8 protein-coding genes and 1 pseudogene are annotated in these 19448 nt (G+C 44.1%); 8 read left to right on the top strand and 1 reads right to left on the bottom strand.

What is annotated here, in order from left to right:
- The 7 genes and pseudogenes from RMY16_RS10685 to RMY16_RS10655 form a co-directional block, all read left to right on the top strand.
- Positions 1-367 (top strand): response regulator (locus RMY16_RS10685; protein ID WP_322736326.1); only part of this gene is annotated, 367 nt, incomplete at its 5' end.
- Positions 368-628: 261 nt separating this feature from the next.
- Entirely contained in the window at positions 629-994 is a 366-nt protein-coding gene (locus RMY16_RS10680; RefSeq protein ID WP_069073698.1) for a response regulator transcription factor, read from the top strand.
- Between the two features lie 13 nt (positions 995-1007).
- Complete coding sequence (locus RMY16_RS10675) at positions 1008-1538, top strand: chemotaxis protein CheW (RefSeq protein WP_322662863.1); 531 nt, start codon at positions 1008-1010, stop codon at positions 1536-1538.
- Between the two features lie 14 nt (positions 1539-1552).
- On the top strand, positions 1553-4489 hold the full coding sequence (locus tag RMY16_RS10670) for a methyl-accepting chemotaxis protein (RefSeq protein ID WP_322736325.1): 2937 nt from the start codon (positions 1553-1555) through the stop codon (positions 4487-4489).
- Positions 4490-4621: 132 nt separating this feature from the next.
- Positions 4622-5536: pseudogene (locus RMY16_RS33000) on the top strand (Hpt domain-containing protein); the annotation flags it as partial.
- A 2181-nt stretch (positions 5537-7717) separates the two neighbouring features.
- A complete protein-coding gene (locus tag RMY16_RS10660; protein WP_322736323.1) occupies positions 7718-10654 on the top strand; it encodes a hybrid sensor histidine kinase/response regulator in 2937 nt (978 codons plus the stop codon).
- A 340-nt stretch (positions 10655-10994) separates the two neighbouring features.
- A complete protein-coding gene (locus tag RMY16_RS10655; protein ID WP_322736322.1) occupies positions 10995-13064 on the top strand; it encodes a prolyl oligopeptidase family serine peptidase in 2070 nt (689 codons plus the stop codon).
- A gap of 28 nt (positions 13065-13092) precedes the next feature.
- Here the strand turns inward: RMY16_RS10655 and RMY16_RS10650 are convergent, their stop codons facing one another.
- Positions 13093-18039, bottom strand: coding sequence for a PAS domain S-box protein (locus tag RMY16_RS10650; protein ID WP_322736321.1), 4947 nt, complete (start codon positions 18037-18039; stop codon positions 13093-13095).
- A 1144-nt stretch (positions 18040-19183) separates the two neighbouring features.
- Between RMY16_RS10650 and RMY16_RS10645 the strand changes: the two genes are divergently transcribed.
- Positions 19184-19435 (top strand): hypothetical protein, encoded by a 252-nt coding sequence (locus tag RMY16_RS10645; RefSeq protein WP_322736320.1) that lies wholly within the window; start codon positions 19184-19186, stop codon positions 19433-19435.
- Positions 19436-19448 lie beyond the last annotated feature (13 nt).

The following is a 19448-nucleotide window of genomic DNA, read 5'->3' as shown; positions in this document are numbered from 1 at the left end:
GGGGCGGATAGTATGTATTGACGATGCGATCGCCATCGGTGAGACTATAAATTCCATCTTACAACCACAAGGTTATGAAGCGATCGCTCTTACCAATCCTTTAGAGGCACTGAGTCTGGTTTTTCAACTCAAACCGGATTTAATTTTATGCGACATTGCTATGTCGGAATTGGAAGGATACGAGGTTTGCGCGATGCTGCGACATTCAACAGCATTTCGGCTCACGCCGATTATCATGCTGACTGGGAAAGATGGGTTTATGGATAGAGTCAAAGCTAGGATGGTCGGGGCAACAGATTATTTAACAAAACCGTTTACAGAGACAGAGTTACTCATGCTCGTAGAGAAATATATCAACAACCAATGAAAATTGGGCATAGGGCATTGATTATTTCTCCCTCATCTTCTTCGTCTCCGTCGTCTATGGGGCATATAAACAGATCGAAGATTTGTTGATCTACTAAAAGATGAGTTAAAAGATGTTATCACAGAGTCAGTTAACTGAGTGAAACGTCAATATCCAGGAAAATAGTGAGAACCTAAAATTAATTTATACAGTTAATACTTGCGGAGGAATCAGGGAATGTTCCAATTAGGAACGTCTAAATCAGGAGGTAAATAGACACTTATGAGTACAGTTCTGATTGTGGAAGACAGTATAGCGCAAAGGGAGATGATTACAGACCTCCTGAAAGCAACTGGACTAACAGTTACCCATGCTAGTGATGGGTTAGAAGCTTTAGAGGCAATTCAAATAGCACCTCCAGATTTAGTGGTATTAGATATTGTCATGCCCCGAATGAACGGCTACGAAGTTTGTCGGCGGTTAAAATCCGATCCAAAAACCCAAAATGTCCCAGTGGTTATGTGTTCTTCCAAAGGCGAAGAATTCGATCGCTATTGGGGCATGAAGCAGGGTGCAGATGCTTACATAGCCAAACCGTTTCAACCAACCGAGTTGGTAGGAACAGTCAAACAACTGCTGCGAGGATAAGGATAAAAACAACATGGTCAGCAAACCGGACTTTTTAAGTGGCGGCGGTCAAGACCACTTTCGACCAGAATTACAAGTAGAAAGTCCTGAAGGTGAGTTACATTTGAGGTTTTACATTCCCTCGCATCAGGAGTTTGCACTACAAGCAACTGGCATCCGAGAGGTAATTGAACTAAGTCCTGATAGAATCACCCCGATTCCTAATGCTTCTCCTTTACTTTTGGGTACTCTAAATTTACGAGGTCGAGTTATTTGGGTGGCCGATTTGGGTCAATTTCTGGGGGAAGCAGGCGCATTAAACACGGATAGAGCTGAAATTTCGGTGATTGCCATTGAAGAGCAAGACACAATAGTGGGTTTAGCAGTAGAGGAAATCGGTGGTATGGACTGGTTGGATGTCCAGAATCTGATGCCACCAACTAGTGTTCCAGATACAATGGCTCCCTTTTTACGTGGAGAGTGGTCATTAGGTGCTAAAAATAATCAGTGTCTACGACTGCTCGATCAAATGGCAATTGTACGAAGTGCTAGGTGGGCAGGATGAAATTGGAGGAGGAAATGGCAGCAAGTATTGATAATTACGAGCCAACATATCAACAGGCGATGACCGCCTATGTTCAAAGAAATTATGAGGTTGCGGCCACTTTAGTTGACCAAGTGGTGCAAAATTTACCAGATGACCCCAATACTCATTTGTTGAGGGGTCACATCTACTATGTTTTACAGCACTATGATGTAGCAAAAGAAGAATATCAACAGGTCTTAGGCTTGACTAACGATCTAGAAATTATTGGTTTTGCCAAGAATGGAATTGACAATATCAATCAATATTTAGAGTCATTTAGTGGGCAGATCGATCCATCAGAAAGTCAAGAGGAAATAAACTATTCAGAGATATCCGATCCACTGGCATATAGCGAATCAGAATTAGCAGATTTAAGCCCTAATCAGGAGTTTGACAGCGACAACCTTGATTTAAACTTTTTTGAAGAGCAGCAAGAAAGTATGAATGGCGTTGAAGATACATCTTCAAAAAGTCCATTCGATCTGCCCACAGAAGATAGTATTGGAACAGAAAAAATATCAGATTCTTCTATAGCTTTTGGTGATGACCCTTTTGCCATGAATGAAGAATCACAGGAACAAGATTCAAATAAAAACTGGGAGGAGAATACAGAATTAGAGTTGCCTGCTTTTTGGCAGGAAAGTATCTCAGAAGATATTTCCGAAGAATCATTAGCAAATAGTCAATTCTCAGATAATGGGATAAATTCTCCTGACGGAAATTCAACTATTGACAATAATAACTCTTCATCTTCTAAATCACAAACTGGTAAAAACGAGAATAATTTCCCTGATTTGTTGAGTGAGCCAAAGTCTCCAGAGCAGACTATGGAAAATTTAGAATATAAAAAATCTAGTTTTGGAGACGAAACTTTATTGATTGTTTCAGAAGAACCTAGAAATGATTTGCCAACAACAAATAACTTGCAAAACGGCAGTCAAAATAAATTTTTTGAAACCGAATCTCATAGTTGGTTAACACCAAAAGAAGTGGAGGCAGAATCATATTTTCAGACAAAATCAGTCGATAAAGAATCAGCTTTTAATAGTAATTTACCTCGGCAGGAACAACAGTTTAAATCAGGTGAGTTCATCGGTAAAAATAGCTTCGATGATGAAAATTTTGATATGGAAGCATTTGAGTCTGCCTTTGGCTCAGAGGGTTTAAACTCTTATGAAGACTCAAGCAATATACTGAATGGAGAAAATTCTAAGAGCAATATCGAGTTTTTAGATGACTTTGAGGAATTTGACGATTTAGGCAATATTCCAGGGTTTGACCTGATCGAAGGAGATTCTAACTTCGGTAATGTCACAATGCATTCTGCTCCATCAGAAACTAGTGACACTGGACGCCCTCAAGTAGCAGAGGCTTTTGCAAGTAATTCAGTTGATCGCGAAGAAGAACTTTTCTCAATGACTGGTTCCCATGAAGCCGTTCCAGTCTTTAGCCAAACAGATATCTCCAAACTAGAACCCAACGTCAGCATCGAGCAGGGATGGTTAGCACCATTAGAAAATGCCTCCATCGAACGGAAACAATGGCTAATTGCTGGAAGTGTGGGCATAGTCTCGGCGCTGGTTGTAGCCACAGTTAGTTTTGTCGCTACCACATTTTCGCCACCCCAACAACGAGAATCAGTACGAAACACAGGTTGGGCAATGTCACTAGCCGCTGGGATTGCAGGTTTTGCTACCGCAGGCTTCATGGGGAATCTGGCGCTTAAACAAATTCGGCGCACAACTGATGACCTCCAAGCTCAGTTTGAGGCTGTACGTCAAGGAAATCTGAATGCTCAAGCGACAGTGTTTTCCGAAGATGAATTGGGGCATTTAGCCACTGGCTTTAATGAAATGGCACGGGTAATTTTCACAACCACAAGTGAAGCCCAACGCAAAGCCGATGAACAAGAAGAAGCCAAAGAAAACCTGCAACGCCAGGTAATTCGTTTGTTGGATGATGTGGAAGGAGCTGCTAGAGGCGATTTAACAGTCCAAGCGGAAGTGACAGCTGACGTACTGGGAGCCGTAGCTGACGCCTTTAACTTAACAATTCAAAACCTGCGGGATATTGTCCAACAGGTAAAAGTGGCGGCGAAGGATGTAACAAAAGGTGCAACCAACTCCGAAACCTTTGCAAGAGCCTTATCTAGTGATGCTTTGCGGCAAGCAGAAGAGTTGGCAGTAACGTTGAATTCTGTACAAGTGATGACAGACTCGATTCAGCGGGTAGCAGAGGCGGCGCGGGAAGCCGAAACCGTTGCTCGTGATGCTAGTACGATCGCTCTCAAAGGTGGAGAAGCAGTAGAAAATACCGTAGCAGGGATTTTAGAAATTCGAGAAACCGTTGCTGAAACCACTCGCAAAGTGAAGCGGTTGGCGGAATCTTCCCAAGAAATTTCTAAAATTGTGGCGTTGATTTCTCAAATTGCTTCCAGAACAAACTTGTTAGCACTCAATGCTAGTATTGAGGCGGCAAGAGCCGGAGAAGCGGGGCGCGGGTTTGCGATCGTTGCAGATGAAGTGCGCCAGTTAGCAGATAAATCTGCTAAATCCCTGAAGGAAATTGAACAAATTGTGATGCAAATCCAAAGTGAAACAGGCTCTGTAATGACCGCGATGGAAGAAGGCACACAACAAGTAATTAAGGGTACAAAATTGGCAGAAGATGCCAAGCGATCGCTCGAAAACATTATTCAAGTGGCGAATCGCATCGATATTCTTGTGCGATCTATTACTAGCGACACTGTGGAACAAACGGAAACCTCTCGCGCTGTTGCTCATGTAATGCAATCAGTAGAACTGACCGCCCAAGAAACTTCCCAAGAAGCACAGCGAGTTTCAGGTGCCCTACAACACTTAGTAGGTGTATCCCGTGACTTGATCGCCTCCGTTGAACGTTTCCGAGTGGAAACTATGGAAACCAGATAAATTGTCATTTGTCCTTTGTCCTTTGTCCTTTGTCCTTTTTATTTGCTAATGACCAATGACTAATGACCAATGACCAATGACCAATGACTAATGACTAATAACTAATGACTAATGACTCTTGACTAAAAAACTATGCTGCCGGAACAACAACAGCGGATTTTGGGTTACTTTATCGAAGAAGCCAGGGATCACCTGAATACCATTGAGCAGGGCTTGCTGAATTTAGAGGGTACCCTGAACGACCCGGAAATGATCAGTGAGGTCTTCCGGGCGGCTCACTCCATCAAAGGAGGAGCGGCGATGCTTGGATTGACTAGCATCCAGCATACCTCCCACCGTCTGGAAGATTGTTTCAAAATTCTCAAAGATAATCCGGTTCAGATTGACCAAAAGTTAGAGTCTTTATTTCTTGGTGTCTCTGATACCCTAAAATCGCTTTTAGAGCATTTGAGTGGGCCTTATGGTCTTTCTGAAGATGCAGCTAATACTTTGATGTCAGAAACTGAGCCAGTCTTTCAATGGCTGTATCAGCATCTGGAACTACTTGTAGAACAAGCAAAGAGTGGAGTAGCCAGCAGTTCTAAGGCAACAGAACCTACAACCTCTATAGAGAATGTCTCCACACTTACAGAAATTTTCATGCGGCGAGATATTCCCGATCTGGCAGAATACACCCATCAGGAATCTCCAGACTCGGTAGCACCCCAAGAGGCCCTAGACTCTCGCGGACTTGCTAACGCTGCGCTATCGCCCACCGCTAAAGAAAATAATAACTGGAGCGAGTTTCAAGCCCAAGTGCTGCAAACACTACGGGAAATGTTGCAATTATTTAAGCAAACTACAACACCTTCAACTCGGCAAAACCTCCAGCAATGCTGTCACCAGTTAGTCAAACTTGGTGAAACTTGGAATTTGCCCAACTGGTGTGGTTTGTGTCAAGCAGCAGCCAGTGCGATCGGCAATCCGGAAAATACTTATCTGACTTTAGCTAAAATTGTCATTACCGAAATCAAACAAGCTCAAGAATTAGTTCTGCAAGGTAGAGAAGCCGAAATTGTAATTAGTCAGCAACTAGAAGCACTTTTAAGCTTTGCAGAAATTGAGTTATTAGAAATTACCCCTGATTTATTTGATGAACAATCTCCGGTTTTGCCAGAATCAGAGTCAATTCTATCTGGTGACACCAAGGCGTTAGCCCAGACAACTGAAGAAGTGAGTCTAGACAAAGATAGTAGCAATAGCTACGCCAACGTCTCGGACGAACGCCCCTCCCTTCAGTTACAAGGAATACCACTAAACGAAAGTAGAAACACTAGTCTTACTTTCACCACACATGACGAAGTACACCCAATCAGTAACAATCTCGATCCCAATGGCCCAGAGGTAGGAATAGCTGAGTTAAATACCCTTGCCGATTTATTTGACGGTGAGACTCCCGAACTAGATGAAAGCTGGCATCAAGAAGAAACCTTAGAAATTGTTACTACCGATGACTTTGGAATTGATTTGAGCAGCACTGAGGCTGAAGACACTCATAACGATTTATCTGACTTACTCTCCTTTAATGAAGAGATAAGCAACGCGCTGCACTCAACAACCACAGCTACAACAGAAGATTTATCCCTGTTATTTGGCGACCATTTCCTAGAAAAAGATAATTCAGAACCGCAAAATCAACAAACATCTGCTACGCCTTTAGAGTTGAGCGATATTAACGAATTTGATATAGATTTAGACTCATCTTCTTCCGAAAATTTACAAGAATTTATTGATATTCGTAATGATACAAACCAGACTACTGCCGAGATTGTCCAAAATAGTGTAATCGAAGATTTTTTAACACTGGAGTTAGATGATGAACTATTGCCAATAGGCGAAGTTACTCAACCAGAAACTGAGCCGTTCGCCAGTGTAGAACTATCTACCAACCAACAAAACAATTTTGATAACTTATTCTTAGAAACTAAAAATGCAAATTGGGTAGAAGAAATTACCCCTAGTGATTACATAGAATTACCCCAGCCAACAGACTTGTCTTTAGACAACCTGTTTGCTGAAATGGAAGAACAGCCACAAATATCGACAAGTGAACCAGAAATCAGTGATTTATTTGATACACCTCCAGTAACAGAACCTGAGTTTTCTGAATCAGAAAATGATTTGAGCAACTTCTGGAATCAGGAAACCACAGAAGAAAAGGAAGAATTCGATTCCTTAATTGAGCAGAATGTGGAAAGGGCGTTAGATGAAAGTTTGTTTACCGCTGCGGCTGATGATATTTTTGCTGATAATCAGCAATCCATATCTTCTCCTATAGCCAGTTTTGATATAGAAAAAGATTTTGATATTAATTTACAGCATCAAGAACAGCTAGATTTAATATTATCATCAGACTCTGGAGAAAATTTATTTGATGAATTAACATCAAGTAACTTAACTATTTCTCCTTTAATCAACGATACCTCCACGCCTGAAACACCTTTGTTCGCGCAGCATCCGGGAGAAGAAATTCTCAGGCCACAACAACCAGAATCTTTAGATTTTGTTCCAGAATTTACTAATGGAAGCCCAGAGATATCTGCTGTCGATCTAGAAGTTAATTCATTAGGATTTTTTGAGGAGAACCCACAACTGCTGTTTGAAGATGTCGCTACAAATGAATTGACCTATATTCAAATGGAAACCACAGAGAATACTGTGGATGAACTATCAGAAACTATTAGTTTTGAGGAAAATTCAGATTCAGCATTACCCGAAACACAGCTAGGCAATCTGTTTGACTCTGAGGATATTGCGACAAATGAATTGACCTATATTCAGATGGAAACCACAGAGAATACTGTGGATGAACTATCAGAAACCGTCAGTTCTGGGGAAACTTCAGATTCAGCATTACCCAAAACACAGCTAGGTGATTTGTTCGACTCTGAGGATGTCGCTATAAATGAATTGACCGATATTCAGATGGACACCACAGGGAATACTGTGGATGAACTATCAGAAACTATCAGTTTTGGGGAAACTTCAGATTCAGCATTACCCGAAGCACAGCCAGATGATTTGTTTGGCTCTTTCGATGAAAATCCACAACTGCTGTTTGAAGATGTTGCTACAAATGAATTGACCGATATTCAGATGGACGATTCAGATTCAGCATTAGCCTAAGCACAGCTAGGTGATTTGTTCGACTCTGAGTATGTCGCTATAAATGAATTGACCGATATTCAGATGGACACCACACAGAATACTGTGGATGAACTATCAGAAACTATCAGTTTTGGGGAAACTTCAGATTCAGCATTACCCGAAGCACAGCCAGATGATTTGTTTGGCTCTTTCGATGAAAATCCACAACTGCTGTTTGAAGATGTTGCTACAAATGAATTGACCGATATTCAGATGGACACCACACAGAATACTGTGGATGAACTATCAGAAACTATCAGTTTTGGGGAAACTTCAGATTCAGCATTACCCGAAGCACAGCCAGATGATTTGTTTGGCTCTTTCGATGAAAATCCACAACTGCTGTTTGAAGATGTTGCTACAAATGAATTGACCGATATTCAGATGGACACCACACAGAATACTGTGGATGAACTATCAGAAACCGTCAGTTTTGGGGACAATTCAGATTCAGTATCATTACAAGCACAGCTAGGTGATTTGTTCGATTCTGAGGATGTTGTGACAAATGAATTAACCTATATTCAGATGGACACCACAGATAATACTGTGGATGAACTATCAGAAACTATCAGTTTTGGGGAAACTTCAGATTTAACCCAGACAAGCTCAAAAGTTTTAGAGACAGAGAAAAATAATAATTTAGGAACTACCTTTGATTCAACAGAAAATACAGTTGTTGAAAATAATTTATTGTTTACAGAAACCACTGAAATAGTTGCTCAAGAAGATGAATTTGCAGATTTGGCAGCATTATTAGGAGATGACGTAGCACCCATCCCTAAAGCTAAGAATATACCAGAAGTAGATTTTGCTGCCTTGGAAGACTTGCTAAGTACAGATAACAACAGTGATGTCTACGACGGGCTACCCCAACGCCAGCCTTTCAAAACTCAACCAGTCTCAGCTCAAAATGCTATTCCATCACCAGTTATAAAAGATGAATTTGGTGACTTAGAGAAATTGCTGGCAGAAGCGAATCAAACAATATCCCATTCTACTGTAGTAAAATCGAACACCAGCCAAGCTACCCGTCCCTCTACTCGTCGGGCTGCGAGATTTGAAGAAACGATGAAGGTTCCAGTTAAGCAACTGGACGATATGAGTAATTTAGTTGGAGAGTTGGTAGTAAACCGTAATACCTTAGAGCAGGATCATGAACGACTACGACAGTCATTAGATAACTTGCTGATTCAGGTACAACAACTCTCAGATGTGGGTGCAAGGATGCAGGAGTTGTACGAGCGATCGCTACTGGAAGCATCTCTGTTAGCTGGACGCAAAAAGAAAGACCCCGACGGCTTACAAGACCCTGATTCCAATGCTGACAGGGGTTTTAGCGAACTAGAAATGGATCGTTTTACTCCCTTTCACACACTCTCACAGCAGATGATTGAGCGCATTGTACGAGTGCGTGAGTCGGCTAGCGACATTGATTTTGTTACCGAAGAAACCGAACGAGTCGCTAGGCAGTTCCGCCAAGTAACCACCCAGCTACAAGAGGGATTAACGAGAGCGCGAATGGTGCCTTTTGCTCAAACTATTGATCGCTGGCGGCGAGGAGTGCGCGACAACGCCATTAAGTGTGGCAAACAAGTAGAGTTGGTGATCGAAGGTGGCGATACCTTAATTGACAAGATGATTTTGGATCATCTGACCGATCCGTTGACTCATATGCTGAATAATGCGATCGCTCACGGCATTGAAACGCCAGAAGAAAGGCAAACTGCTGGTAAACCACCTGCAGGAATCATTACTATCCGTGCCTTCCACCAAGGGAACCAAACGATCATATCTGTAGGCGATGATGGCGCAGGTATCGATTCGGCAAGGGTTAAGGCTAAGGCTGTGAAGATTGGCATGATTACAGAAGCGCAGGCAAAAGCGATGTCTCGTCTGGAAGTCTACGATCTACTGTTCCAGTCTGGTTTTACGATTAAAGACCAAGCCGATGAAATTTCTGGTCGTGGCGTGGGTATGGACGTGGTGCGCTCCGAAATTAGCGAAATTCGGGGAACAGTTAACACCGATTCTGCGATCGGCAAAGGAACCACCTTCACCATTCGTTTACCACTGACTCTAAGTATTTGTAAAGCTCTCTGCTGCGTCTCCGATCGCTCCAGGATCGCCTTCCCAATGGATGGTGTAGAAGATACCCTAGATATTCCAGTCAAAAATATTCAGCATGATGCCAATGGGCAATCATTTATTTCCTGGCGCGATACGGTGCTACCATTCCGACCTCTGAAGGAACTTTTAACCTTCAATCGCCAAATCAGTCGCGGTAATGTTTATGGCGGTACTAGAGATGATGATATGGTTTCTGTGGTTGTGGTGCGATCGGCAAATACCTTGATTGCTCTACAGATTGACCTGGTGTTAAGCGAACAAGAAATTGTAATTAAGCAATTTGAAGGCCCAGCACCTAAACCCATTGGTGTAGCTGGTGCTACAGTTCTGGGTGATGGTCGGATTATGCCCATTGCTGATGTACTGGAAATAATCGACATCTTCCAAGGACGGATTTCTACACAAGCTGGTGGTAATTCTTGGCAACAAAAACTGACTCCTCCAGATACCTCTCCTGCGAAGATTGACCCAACAGTGCTGATTGTCGATGACTCAATTACAGTCCGAGAATTGCTATCCCTGACATTTAACAAAGCAGGTTATCGCGTAGAACAGGCACGTGACGGTCAGGAAGCTTGGGATAAACTCCGGTCTGGTCTGCCTTGCGATATCGTATTTTGTGATATCGAAATGCCCCGTTGCGACGGTCTGGAATTACTCTCTCGCATCCAGAAAGACTCTAACCTTAACCACTTACCGATCGCAATGCTCACCTCGCGCGGTGCAGACAAGCACAGACAAATTGCCGCTCAACTCGGTGCTAGTGGCTACTTTACCAAGCCCTATCTCGAAGAAGCTCTACTTGAAGCCGCAGCGCGGATGCTCAAAGGAGAGAAACTCGTTAACTAAATACAACCAAAAGACTTCGATTTTAGGGAAAAGTGTACACTTTTCCCTCGATTAAAGCTGATACTATTTTTTAGTAGTACAATTGTTCTATAAGCAAAAATAGCACGTTTTGCCCCGTCAGAAGCCGGGGCTTTCTTTTTGAGAACAATTAGAGTGTATACCCCAAGTCTCAATACTTGTCGGGTTTTGGGGAAAAGGGCAAAGAAAAAACCTTTAACCTTTCCCCTTTAACCTTTTCCCCAAACCCAATTCTGAGTTCAAAATCCAAAAACCGAGTAGTATTGCCCCAAGTCTTGGGTCTATCTTTGTAGTATGTAAAAAAGCACTTTGACCTAAGACTATGCCTTCTTCTCAAAAATCTCTCACTTATCCAACCAGCGATAAGAGTAATCAAGCTGATAATTACCACGGTACTTTAGTCGCAGATCCTTACCGTTGGTTAGAAGATCCTGATTCCGAAGAAACAAGAACTTGGATTGAGGCACAAAATCAAGTTACTTTTGGCTACCTGAGTGAAATTCCTGCTAGGGAAAAAATTAAACAGCGCCTCACCATACTTTGGGATTATGAAAAATACGGTATTCCTTTTAAAGAAGGCGAACGTTACTTTTATTTTAAAAATGATGGACTGCAAAATCAAAGTGTCCTTTACACCTTGAAAACCCTCGATGACCAACCCCAAGTTTTACTCGATCCTAATAAACTCTCAGAAGATGGCACTGTTGCTCTTTCGGGATTGTCGATTAGCGAGGATGGTAAACTTTTAGCTTATGGTCTATCCTCCTCCGGTTCTGATTGGCAAGAGTGGAAAGTACGCAATGTTGAAACTGGGGAAGACCTCCAAGACCACTTGAAGTGGATTAAATTTTCTGGCGCATCTTGGACACACGATAATCAAGGTTTTTTCTACAGTCGCTACGATGAACCAAATGAAAAAACTCGATTAGAAGATGTTAATTATTATCAAAAGCTTTACTATCATCAACTAGGTAAACCTCAATCAGAAGACGTTTTAATTTATCATCGTCCTGACCAAAAGGAATGGGGTTTTAGTGGTGGCGTTACTGAAGATGGACGCTATCTAATAATTTCAATCTGGCTAGGGACTGACTCTAAAAATTTGGTTTTTTCTAAAAATTTAACTAACCCTAATGCGGAAGTCGTAGAACTAATTAACCAATTTGAGGCAGATTACAGCTTTATCGACAATGATGATAGCGTCTTTTATTTTCGCACAGATTTAAATGCACCGAGGGGACGAGTTATTGCGATTGATACGAAAAACCCTGCACCAGAAAATTGGCGAGAAATTATTCCCCAATCAGCAGAAACTTTGGAAAGTGTCGGTATACTTAATAATCAATTCGTTGCTGATTACCTCAAAGATGCTCACAGTCAAATCAAAGTTTTTGACCTCAAAGGTGCGTTTATTCGAGAGGTAGAACTACCCGGACTCGGTTCAGCCGGAGGCTTTGGTGGTAAGCGTTATGATACTGAAACTTTTTATAGTTTTACCAGCTTTACTATACCAGGCACTATTTATCGCTACGACATGGTGACAGGAAAAAGTGAGGTTTTCCGTCAGCCACAGGTAGATTTTAATCCTGATGAGTACGAGACAAAACAAGTCTTTTATCACAGCAAAGATGGTACTAGAGTACCAATGTTTATTACACACAAAAAGGACATTAAATTAGATGGAAATAACCCTACTTATCTCTATGCTTATGGTGGTTTTAATGCCTCAATGACACCTGGGTTTTCTGTGAGTCTGTTGGTGTGGATGGAGATGGGTGGTGTCTATGCTATGCCTAATATCCGCGGCGGTGGAGAATACGGCGAAGAATGGCATCAAGCAGGAATAAAGGATAAAAAGCAGAACGTCTTTGATGACTTTATTAGCGCTGCTGAGTGGTTGATTGCTAACAAGTATACTAATACTGAAAAGCTAGCGATCGCAGGTGGTAGTAACGGTGGTTTATTAGTGGGTGCTTGTATGACGCAACGTCCCGATTTGTTTGGTGCAGCTTTACCAGCAGTCGGCGTTATGGATATGTTGCGGTTCCACAAATTTACCATCGGTTGGGCTTGGACTCCCGAATATGGTTCAGCAGATAATCCAGAAGAGTTTCCAACGCTGTATGCTTATTCGCCATTACATAACATCAAGCCAGATACAGCTTACCCAGCAACCTTAATTACCACAGCCGATCATGATGATCGCGTTGTCCCTGCTCATAGTTTCAAATTTGCCGCCGCTTTGCAAGAGGCTCACGCAGGTGATGCGCCAACCCTAATTAGAATTGAGACTAAAGCAGGACATGGTGCGGGTAAACCTACGGCTAAAATTATCGAAGAAGCCGCAGATAAATGGGCTTTTTTGGTACGTGCTTTGGATGTGAAATTTTAGTAACTTTGTCGGGTGGGCATTGCCTACCCTACGAGACTAAACTAACTATCGCCTTGACTAACTTCTCTGGCTCTACAGGTTTTGTAATGTGAGTTTGAAATCCTACCTGAAATGCTCTTTGTTGGTCAATTTCTGCGGCATAAGCGGTTAGTGCGATCGCCCGAATGGTTCCTCCTTGATTTGGTGGGCGAGATCGAATCTCCTGCATTAGCATATAGCCGTCCATCTGTGCCATACCTATGTCACTCACCAGCACGTCAAAAGTTAACTGCTCTAGAGCTTGTAAAGCTTCTAAGCCAGAAGCGACGGCTGTTACATTTGCACCGCTTTGTTCTAGCATAAATGCTTGAAACTCGCGGGTATCTGGCTCATCATCCACCAGCAAAATTTGAACGCCGTCTAAAAGCACTTCTGTTTTTGCCTGGGTGGGGATTGGCTGGGATGCGTTGAGCTTTGCTCTTGCCGCAGGCATCGCTCTTGCCTGCTGCATGAGGGGCAATTGGATGATGAAAGTTGCGCCTTGATTTTCACCCGGACTTTCTGCTGTCACCGTGCCCCCGTGCATTTCGACAATTTGTCGCACGATCGCTAGCCCCAATCCCAACCCGCCAAATTTGCGTGTCGTTGAGCCGTCTTCTTGCCGAAAATACTCAAATACATGAGGCAAAAACTGTGGATTGATGCCCTTGCCAGTATCGATTACCCGAATCTGAGCTAGTCCGTCGAATTGTCGCAGTTCAATCGTCACTTGTCCGCCGTTGGGTGTAAACTTAACCCCATTGGTAAGCAAATTCCACACCACTTGCTGCAAACGCGCTGCATCCCCAAAAATCGGAGCGATCTCAAAGTCAAGATCGAGAGCGATCGCAATATTTTTTGCTTCTGCTGCCAAACGCACTGTTTCAACGGCAGCAGAAATGATAAAGGTCAAACTGACCTGAGCCGCTGTTAAGCTGAGTTTGCCCTGCATGATGCGGGAGATGTCGAGCAAGTCTTCGATTAGTCGCGTCTGTAGATTGGCATTGCGCTCGATAATTTTCAAGGCTTCGGCTCTACGGGCTTCGCTCAGTTTGCCGTTTTGTAGTAAGCGTGTCCAGCCTAAAATTGGGTTGAGAGGCGATCGCAATTCATGGGACAGCACCGCCAAAAACTCATCTTTGATTCGGTTGGCGCGATCGGCTGCCTCTCTTGCGGCTTGTTCGCGGGCGAGGAGTTGTTCTCGTTCTGCCTGAATGCGTTTTTGCTCGGTGATGTTGAGTACAGTGCCGACAAAGCGTTGTGGATTGTCGGCAGCATCAAAGTAAGTCTGTCCTCTGGCCGCAATCCACCGTTCAACCCCATCCTGAATCCCAATCGTGCGATATTCTACGTCATACTTGCCGCTGCTTTTTGGATTCAAAGTCCATTGCACCACCTGTTCTAGTCGTTCGCGATCGTCAGGGTGCAGTCCGGCAAAAAAGACCTCAATGCTGCTCTCGGCTTCTGGTGGTAAGCCAAACATGGCTTTGCAACCCTGATCCCAAATCAATTGATTGGTGATGAGATTCCAGTCCCAGGTGCCTAATTGAGCAGCTTCGATCGCCATGCGGAAGCGGTTTTCACTGTCGCGCAAGGCTGCTTCGGTGCGGGCGCGTTCGATCAGCGGAGCGACACGCGCCGCAACGTTTTCCAGCAACAACATCTCATTCGCCGTCCAATGGCGCGGCTTGTCGGAACTGACTCCGACCGAAGCCACCCAACGCCCTTCACGGACAAACGGTGCGATGATATAGGATTGCAGATTGATGAGCGTGTAATTGTCGGCGAAATCCTTTGTCCACGGATGTGTGTTCACGTCGTCAATCCCGAACGGTTGATGTGCCGCCGTCTCCCACCATTCCTTCACCCCGAAAAGGGTAAGGTCGTAAGTTCCGGCAAGGTCTGATCCGTCGAGCCGCCAATCGGGTAAAACCGTTACCTGTCTGCCGTCCGGCGTGACATCGAGATAATAGCAGCGATGCCCGTTCAAAAACGTTCCGACTTCGCGCGTGACGATGCGGTTGATTTCAGCCGCATCCGTCACCGTGCCGAGTCTTCGGCTTAACTCGGTCAGAAACTCTACTTGTCGTTCGGCTTGTTTGCGCTGGGTGATGTTGCTGAAAATCATGGCGACTTTATGCTCTTCTGGCTCGTCCACCGGGAAAGCGTACAAATCGAACCAGAACCCCATCGCTTCGGAACTGTTGATCCACCGTTCGGGCTGTCTTGTTTTGTCAACTCTTCCGAGAGTTTCTGCCCAGTGTGGCTCAATATCCGGCACCAACTCGCGGACGGTTTTGCCAATTGCGTTTTTGAGTGTGGTGATGTTCTCGAAAGCCGGATTAGTTTCAAGATAGCGGTAGTCAACTGCCTTTCTGGCATCGTCGAATAAAACTTCGACCAGACAAAAACCTTCGTCAATCGAATCGAACAGCGTGCGGTATTTCTCCTCCGATTCGCGCAAGGCGGCTTCGGCGCGGGCACGTTCGACTGCCGCCCAAGTGCGCTCGGCTACTTCTTCCGCCAAGGACACCTCGTCCGGTGTCCAAGCTCGCGGCCCGGATGTGTGAACTGCCAGCCCAGCTACGAACTCACCCCTCTTGAGGAGTGGTATACCGATGTATGCCCCAATTTGGATCGCAGCATAGGCTGCTCGCTGATCTGGAGACAGGTTGGGATCGGCTTCTACATCAGACACGGACACGGCGCAACCAGTGCAGTACGCAGCGAGCAGCTTGAGTCCGAACGAATCAATCGGGTAGTTGCCAGCGAGTGCTGCGGCTCCGTTTACATAGTCACGTTCAAAGACGTAATCAGCACCGTGAACCTCAAAGTAAGCCACCCGGTTCGCGCCGAGATATTCACCCAGCACACGGCTGGCCGTAACCTGAATCTCTATTGGGTCAGCAAGCAAACGAAGCGCGTCGGCGAGAGAAACACGGAAAGCATCAAATTCGGCGGCTTGCCGCAAAATTTCTTCTGCCCGTTTGCGATCGCTTGTATCGGTGAACAAAAGGGCAAACTGATGATTTTGCGGTTCGCCGACTCGAAAAGCGTTGACATCAAACCACTGATTCATCGCCAGGGATTGATTCTCAAACCGCACGGATTCACCAGTCTGCACGACTTTGCCATAGATATCAAACCAATGCGCTTGTATATCTGGAATCAGTTCCCGTATCGTCGCATCTTGAAGTTCCGTCATTCTTTCAAACATCGGATTGACTTCTAGAACGCGATAATCAATCGGTTCACCGTTCTCGTCAAACAGCATTTGGCAGAGGCAAAAGCTTTGGTCGATTGACTCAAACAGCATCCGGTAGCGTTCTTCAGATTGACGCAGGTTTGCGGCAGTTTGAATCTGCTCGGTAACATTATTGAAATAAACAGTGATACCGTTTGGGGCGGGGTAGGTGCGAACTTCGTACCAGCGATCGTGATCCGGGTAAAACGCGGTTAATGACGCAGCCGCACGATCCCGCATGGCGCTCCAGTAAACCTGCGCCAACTCATTGCCAATCAGTCCTGGATATTCTTCCCATATATTCTTGCCAATCAAATCATCCGGAGCGCGATCAAGCAGTATCTCGGCGGAGCGATTGACGTAGGTGAACCGCCAGTTCTCATCCAGGGAAAAGAAGGCTTCAGCGATGCTCTCCAGAATATTCCGGCTCTGCTCCTCGCTTTGGCGCAAGGCAAGTTCAGCCCGTCTGCGCTCGGTGATGTCTCGCGTCACGCCTGCCACTGCTTCTACTGCGCCATTTATGCCCAAAAGTGGCACGAAAATATATTCATAGGTGCGTGTGCCGATTGCACTAGTGTAGGGCGTTTCATCCTTGAGCAGCTGGCGTGTGGCGATTACCTGTTGAATCTGTTGCTGAAGTCGGGTCGCTAAATCGGTTGGATAATCCAGCTCAAAAAAGTTCTTTCCCAAAGCTTCATCCGAAGTTTTTTGCCAAAGATTGAGCAACGCTGGGCTGACATACGTGAACCGTCCCGCCAAATCAAAGGTGTAAATAAAATCGGGAATTGCAGCCGCGATCGCGTCAAACTTCCGCAGTTGCCGTTCGAGTTCGGTGCGGCTCTCACGCGAAATGGCTTCAGCACGGGCACGTTCAACGGCTGCCCACGTTTGCGCTACTGTTTCCTCGACTAGTCTCACGTCATCTTCCGTCCACTGGCGAGGGTTTGCCTGATGCACCGCCAGCAACGCGATAAATTGACCGTTCTTGATCAGTGGCACATCAATATGCGCGGCAATATCAATCGATCTATACCTTGCCTTCTCGCTGGCTGTGTATTTGGGGTAGTTTGCCACATCAGGAATGATCGCCGTTTGCCCCGCTCGATGGTCATCTGTCAGGTTGCGTCCAAAGTCTTCCAAATGGTACAGTCCGCTTAGTTCGGCAACACCGTTCGTGTAGTTTTTATGAACGATGACCTCCTTACCGCCGCGTAACACTTCGATGTAAATGACGCGGCTTGCGCCTAGAGACTCGCCTAGAATGCGGGCAGCGATCGCCTGAATCTCATTAGCGTCAGTCAGAGGGCGTAGTGCATTGGTGAGCTTGACTCGAAACGCATCGGCTTGGGCAGCTTGACGCAAGGCATCTGTTGATGTGCGCTCCGGTAGCAGATCGGATTCTAGCTGCTGGACTCGATCTAGTTCTGTTAATAGGATCTGCACAGCTGTTTTTAGGCTGTCCGGCCAGGTTTTGACAGCCCCTAGAGGCGTTTGCGACCAATTGTGCGATCTCAATAATGTACCTATCTCGCCGCCACCAACAAAGAGGTTTTCAGCCTTTGTGCGATCGGCAGCCCATCCCTGGCGGTGTCGCATTTCCCGTTCTAAAGCCCTAACTATTAAATCATTAAATGATTCACTACCTTCCTTGAGTTTCCTGGCTTTTGCAAGCAAGTCAGGTGGAAAACAGATTGTTAAGGCTTCGCGTTCCATAGCAATGAGTGTAACCAGATATGGATATCATTTATTCTATTGTGCCCATAGAATAGTAAGACTAGGTTTGCTTCCACTCTCCTTATCTGCAATCCGAGAGTGAGTTTTAATATTGATAGATGAGTTAAAATTCAATATTTTCCTAAACAAATTAACCGATAAATATAGAGAAAAGTAAAAAGAGAGATCGCCTAAATTACTTATTTTTTAAATATATCTTAAAATTATTCATCAATTCAACTTAGATGCTGAATTAAAATCATCTTTACTTAATTTAAATTATTATTTATTTCATAACATGACGCGATATTAACGTTCTCTATAGCAATCCTAAATCATTTGTGAAATTCTCTGTTTGTTTTCTTGGCGCTCTTCTCTTCGAGACGCTTCTCTATGAGAGGCTTCTCTTTCAGAGACGCTAACACGAACGCCAACGCGAAGGCGGCTTGGCGGTTTGATAATTTTCACAACTCAAATAGGATTGCTATATACCCTCCCTAGCTAGGGTTTGAGGCTTTTTTAGTAGTTTTTTTATTCACGTTCAACATGATTTTGTTGCTCAATTATGTTAACTATAATGTTTGCCATATCTTGGTTTTTTCACAGATATATTTGATTACTTCCCAATATTGCCAACATAGCAGTGTCTGTATTATTCACAGCCTTCAAGGAATTTCAATAGTCTCAGCAAATCAGAGCATTTTTTTCTCACCAGAGACATAAAACAGCCTTAGGTTGCAAAATCCGATATTCTGTTGAACTAGATTGACTACCACTAAGCAATTGCTCGACTGATTGAATGGCGGGAGGCGCGATATTCTGGATGAATTACGTCTAGCCAAGAATCTGGCTGCTCGAACGGCCCCAAATCCTGTCATAAGCAGGACTAATGTACAAGGGATGGAATTTATCTGAAGATAATTTGAGGATTGTGTGAAAAAATCGCTAAATCAGCCTAAAAGCATTACCTAAGAAATATGTATAAGTTTTGCTAAATAATTAAGTATTTTAACTATCTTCACAACTTCCTCATATTTAAAGACTATAGTCAAAATATAGACAGTTTCTTTTAAATATCTACGGGTTTCTCAAGTAGCTGCCCTGATTTGCGATAACACTTTTATGAACAGGATTTGAGAAAAATATGAATTACTGTCCTTGCTGCTCAAGTGTACTTTTAGAACATATACGCGGTGCAGAGACTTACTGGTTTTGTCGCCACTGCTGGCAGGAAATGGCTATTTATAAGTGGAACGAATCCAGTTCATTCGCTGATGCTGTCCTGGGAAAACTACCTAGCAAGCTTCAAAAAGAAAAACGTAGGAGTACTATTGTTTACGCAAGCCAATGGCAATCGATTACTGAATGGATTGGGCTAGAAGAGTTACCCACCTAATGCAATTTGCTGA

The organism is Nostoc sp. DedQUE12b (assembly GCF_034530835.1).
Taxonomy (GTDB): Bacteria; Cyanobacteriota; Cyanobacteriia; order Cyanobacteriales; family Nostocaceae; genus Nostoc.
Note: the sequence above shows the minus strand (reverse complement) of the source record. Positions and strands in the feature narration are given on the sequence as shown.

What these genes read in the sequence shown, in the direction of transcription:
- RMY16_RS10680 (WP_069073698.1), top strand. Translation starts at nt 629, where the DNA reads ATGAGTACAGTTCTGATTGTGGAAGACAGTATAGCGCAAAGGGAGATG.
- RMY16_RS10650 (WP_322736321.1), bottom strand. Translation starts at nt 18,039, where the DNA reads ATGGAACGCGAAGCCTTAACAATCTGTTTTCCACCTGACTTGCTTGCA.
- RMY16_RS10675 (WP_322662863.1), top strand. Translation starts at nt 1,008, where the DNA reads ATGGTCAGCAAACCGGACTTTTTAAGTGGCGGCGGTCAAGACCACTTT.
- RMY16_RS10670 (WP_322736325.1), top strand. Translation starts at nt 1,553, where the DNA reads ATGGCAGCAAGTATTGATAATTACGAGCCAACATATCAACAGGCGATG.
- RMY16_RS10655 (WP_322736322.1), top strand. Translation starts at nt 10,995, where the DNA reads ATGCCTTCTTCTCAAAAATCTCTCACTTATCCAACCAGCGATAAGAGT.
- RMY16_RS10660 (WP_322736323.1), top strand. Translation starts at nt 7,718, where the DNA reads ATGGACACCACACAGAATACTGTGGATGAACTATCAGAAACTATCAGT.
- RMY16_RS10645 (WP_322736320.1), top strand. Translation starts at nt 19,184, where the DNA reads ATGAATTACTGTCCTTGCTGCTCAAGTGTACTTTTAGAACATATACGC.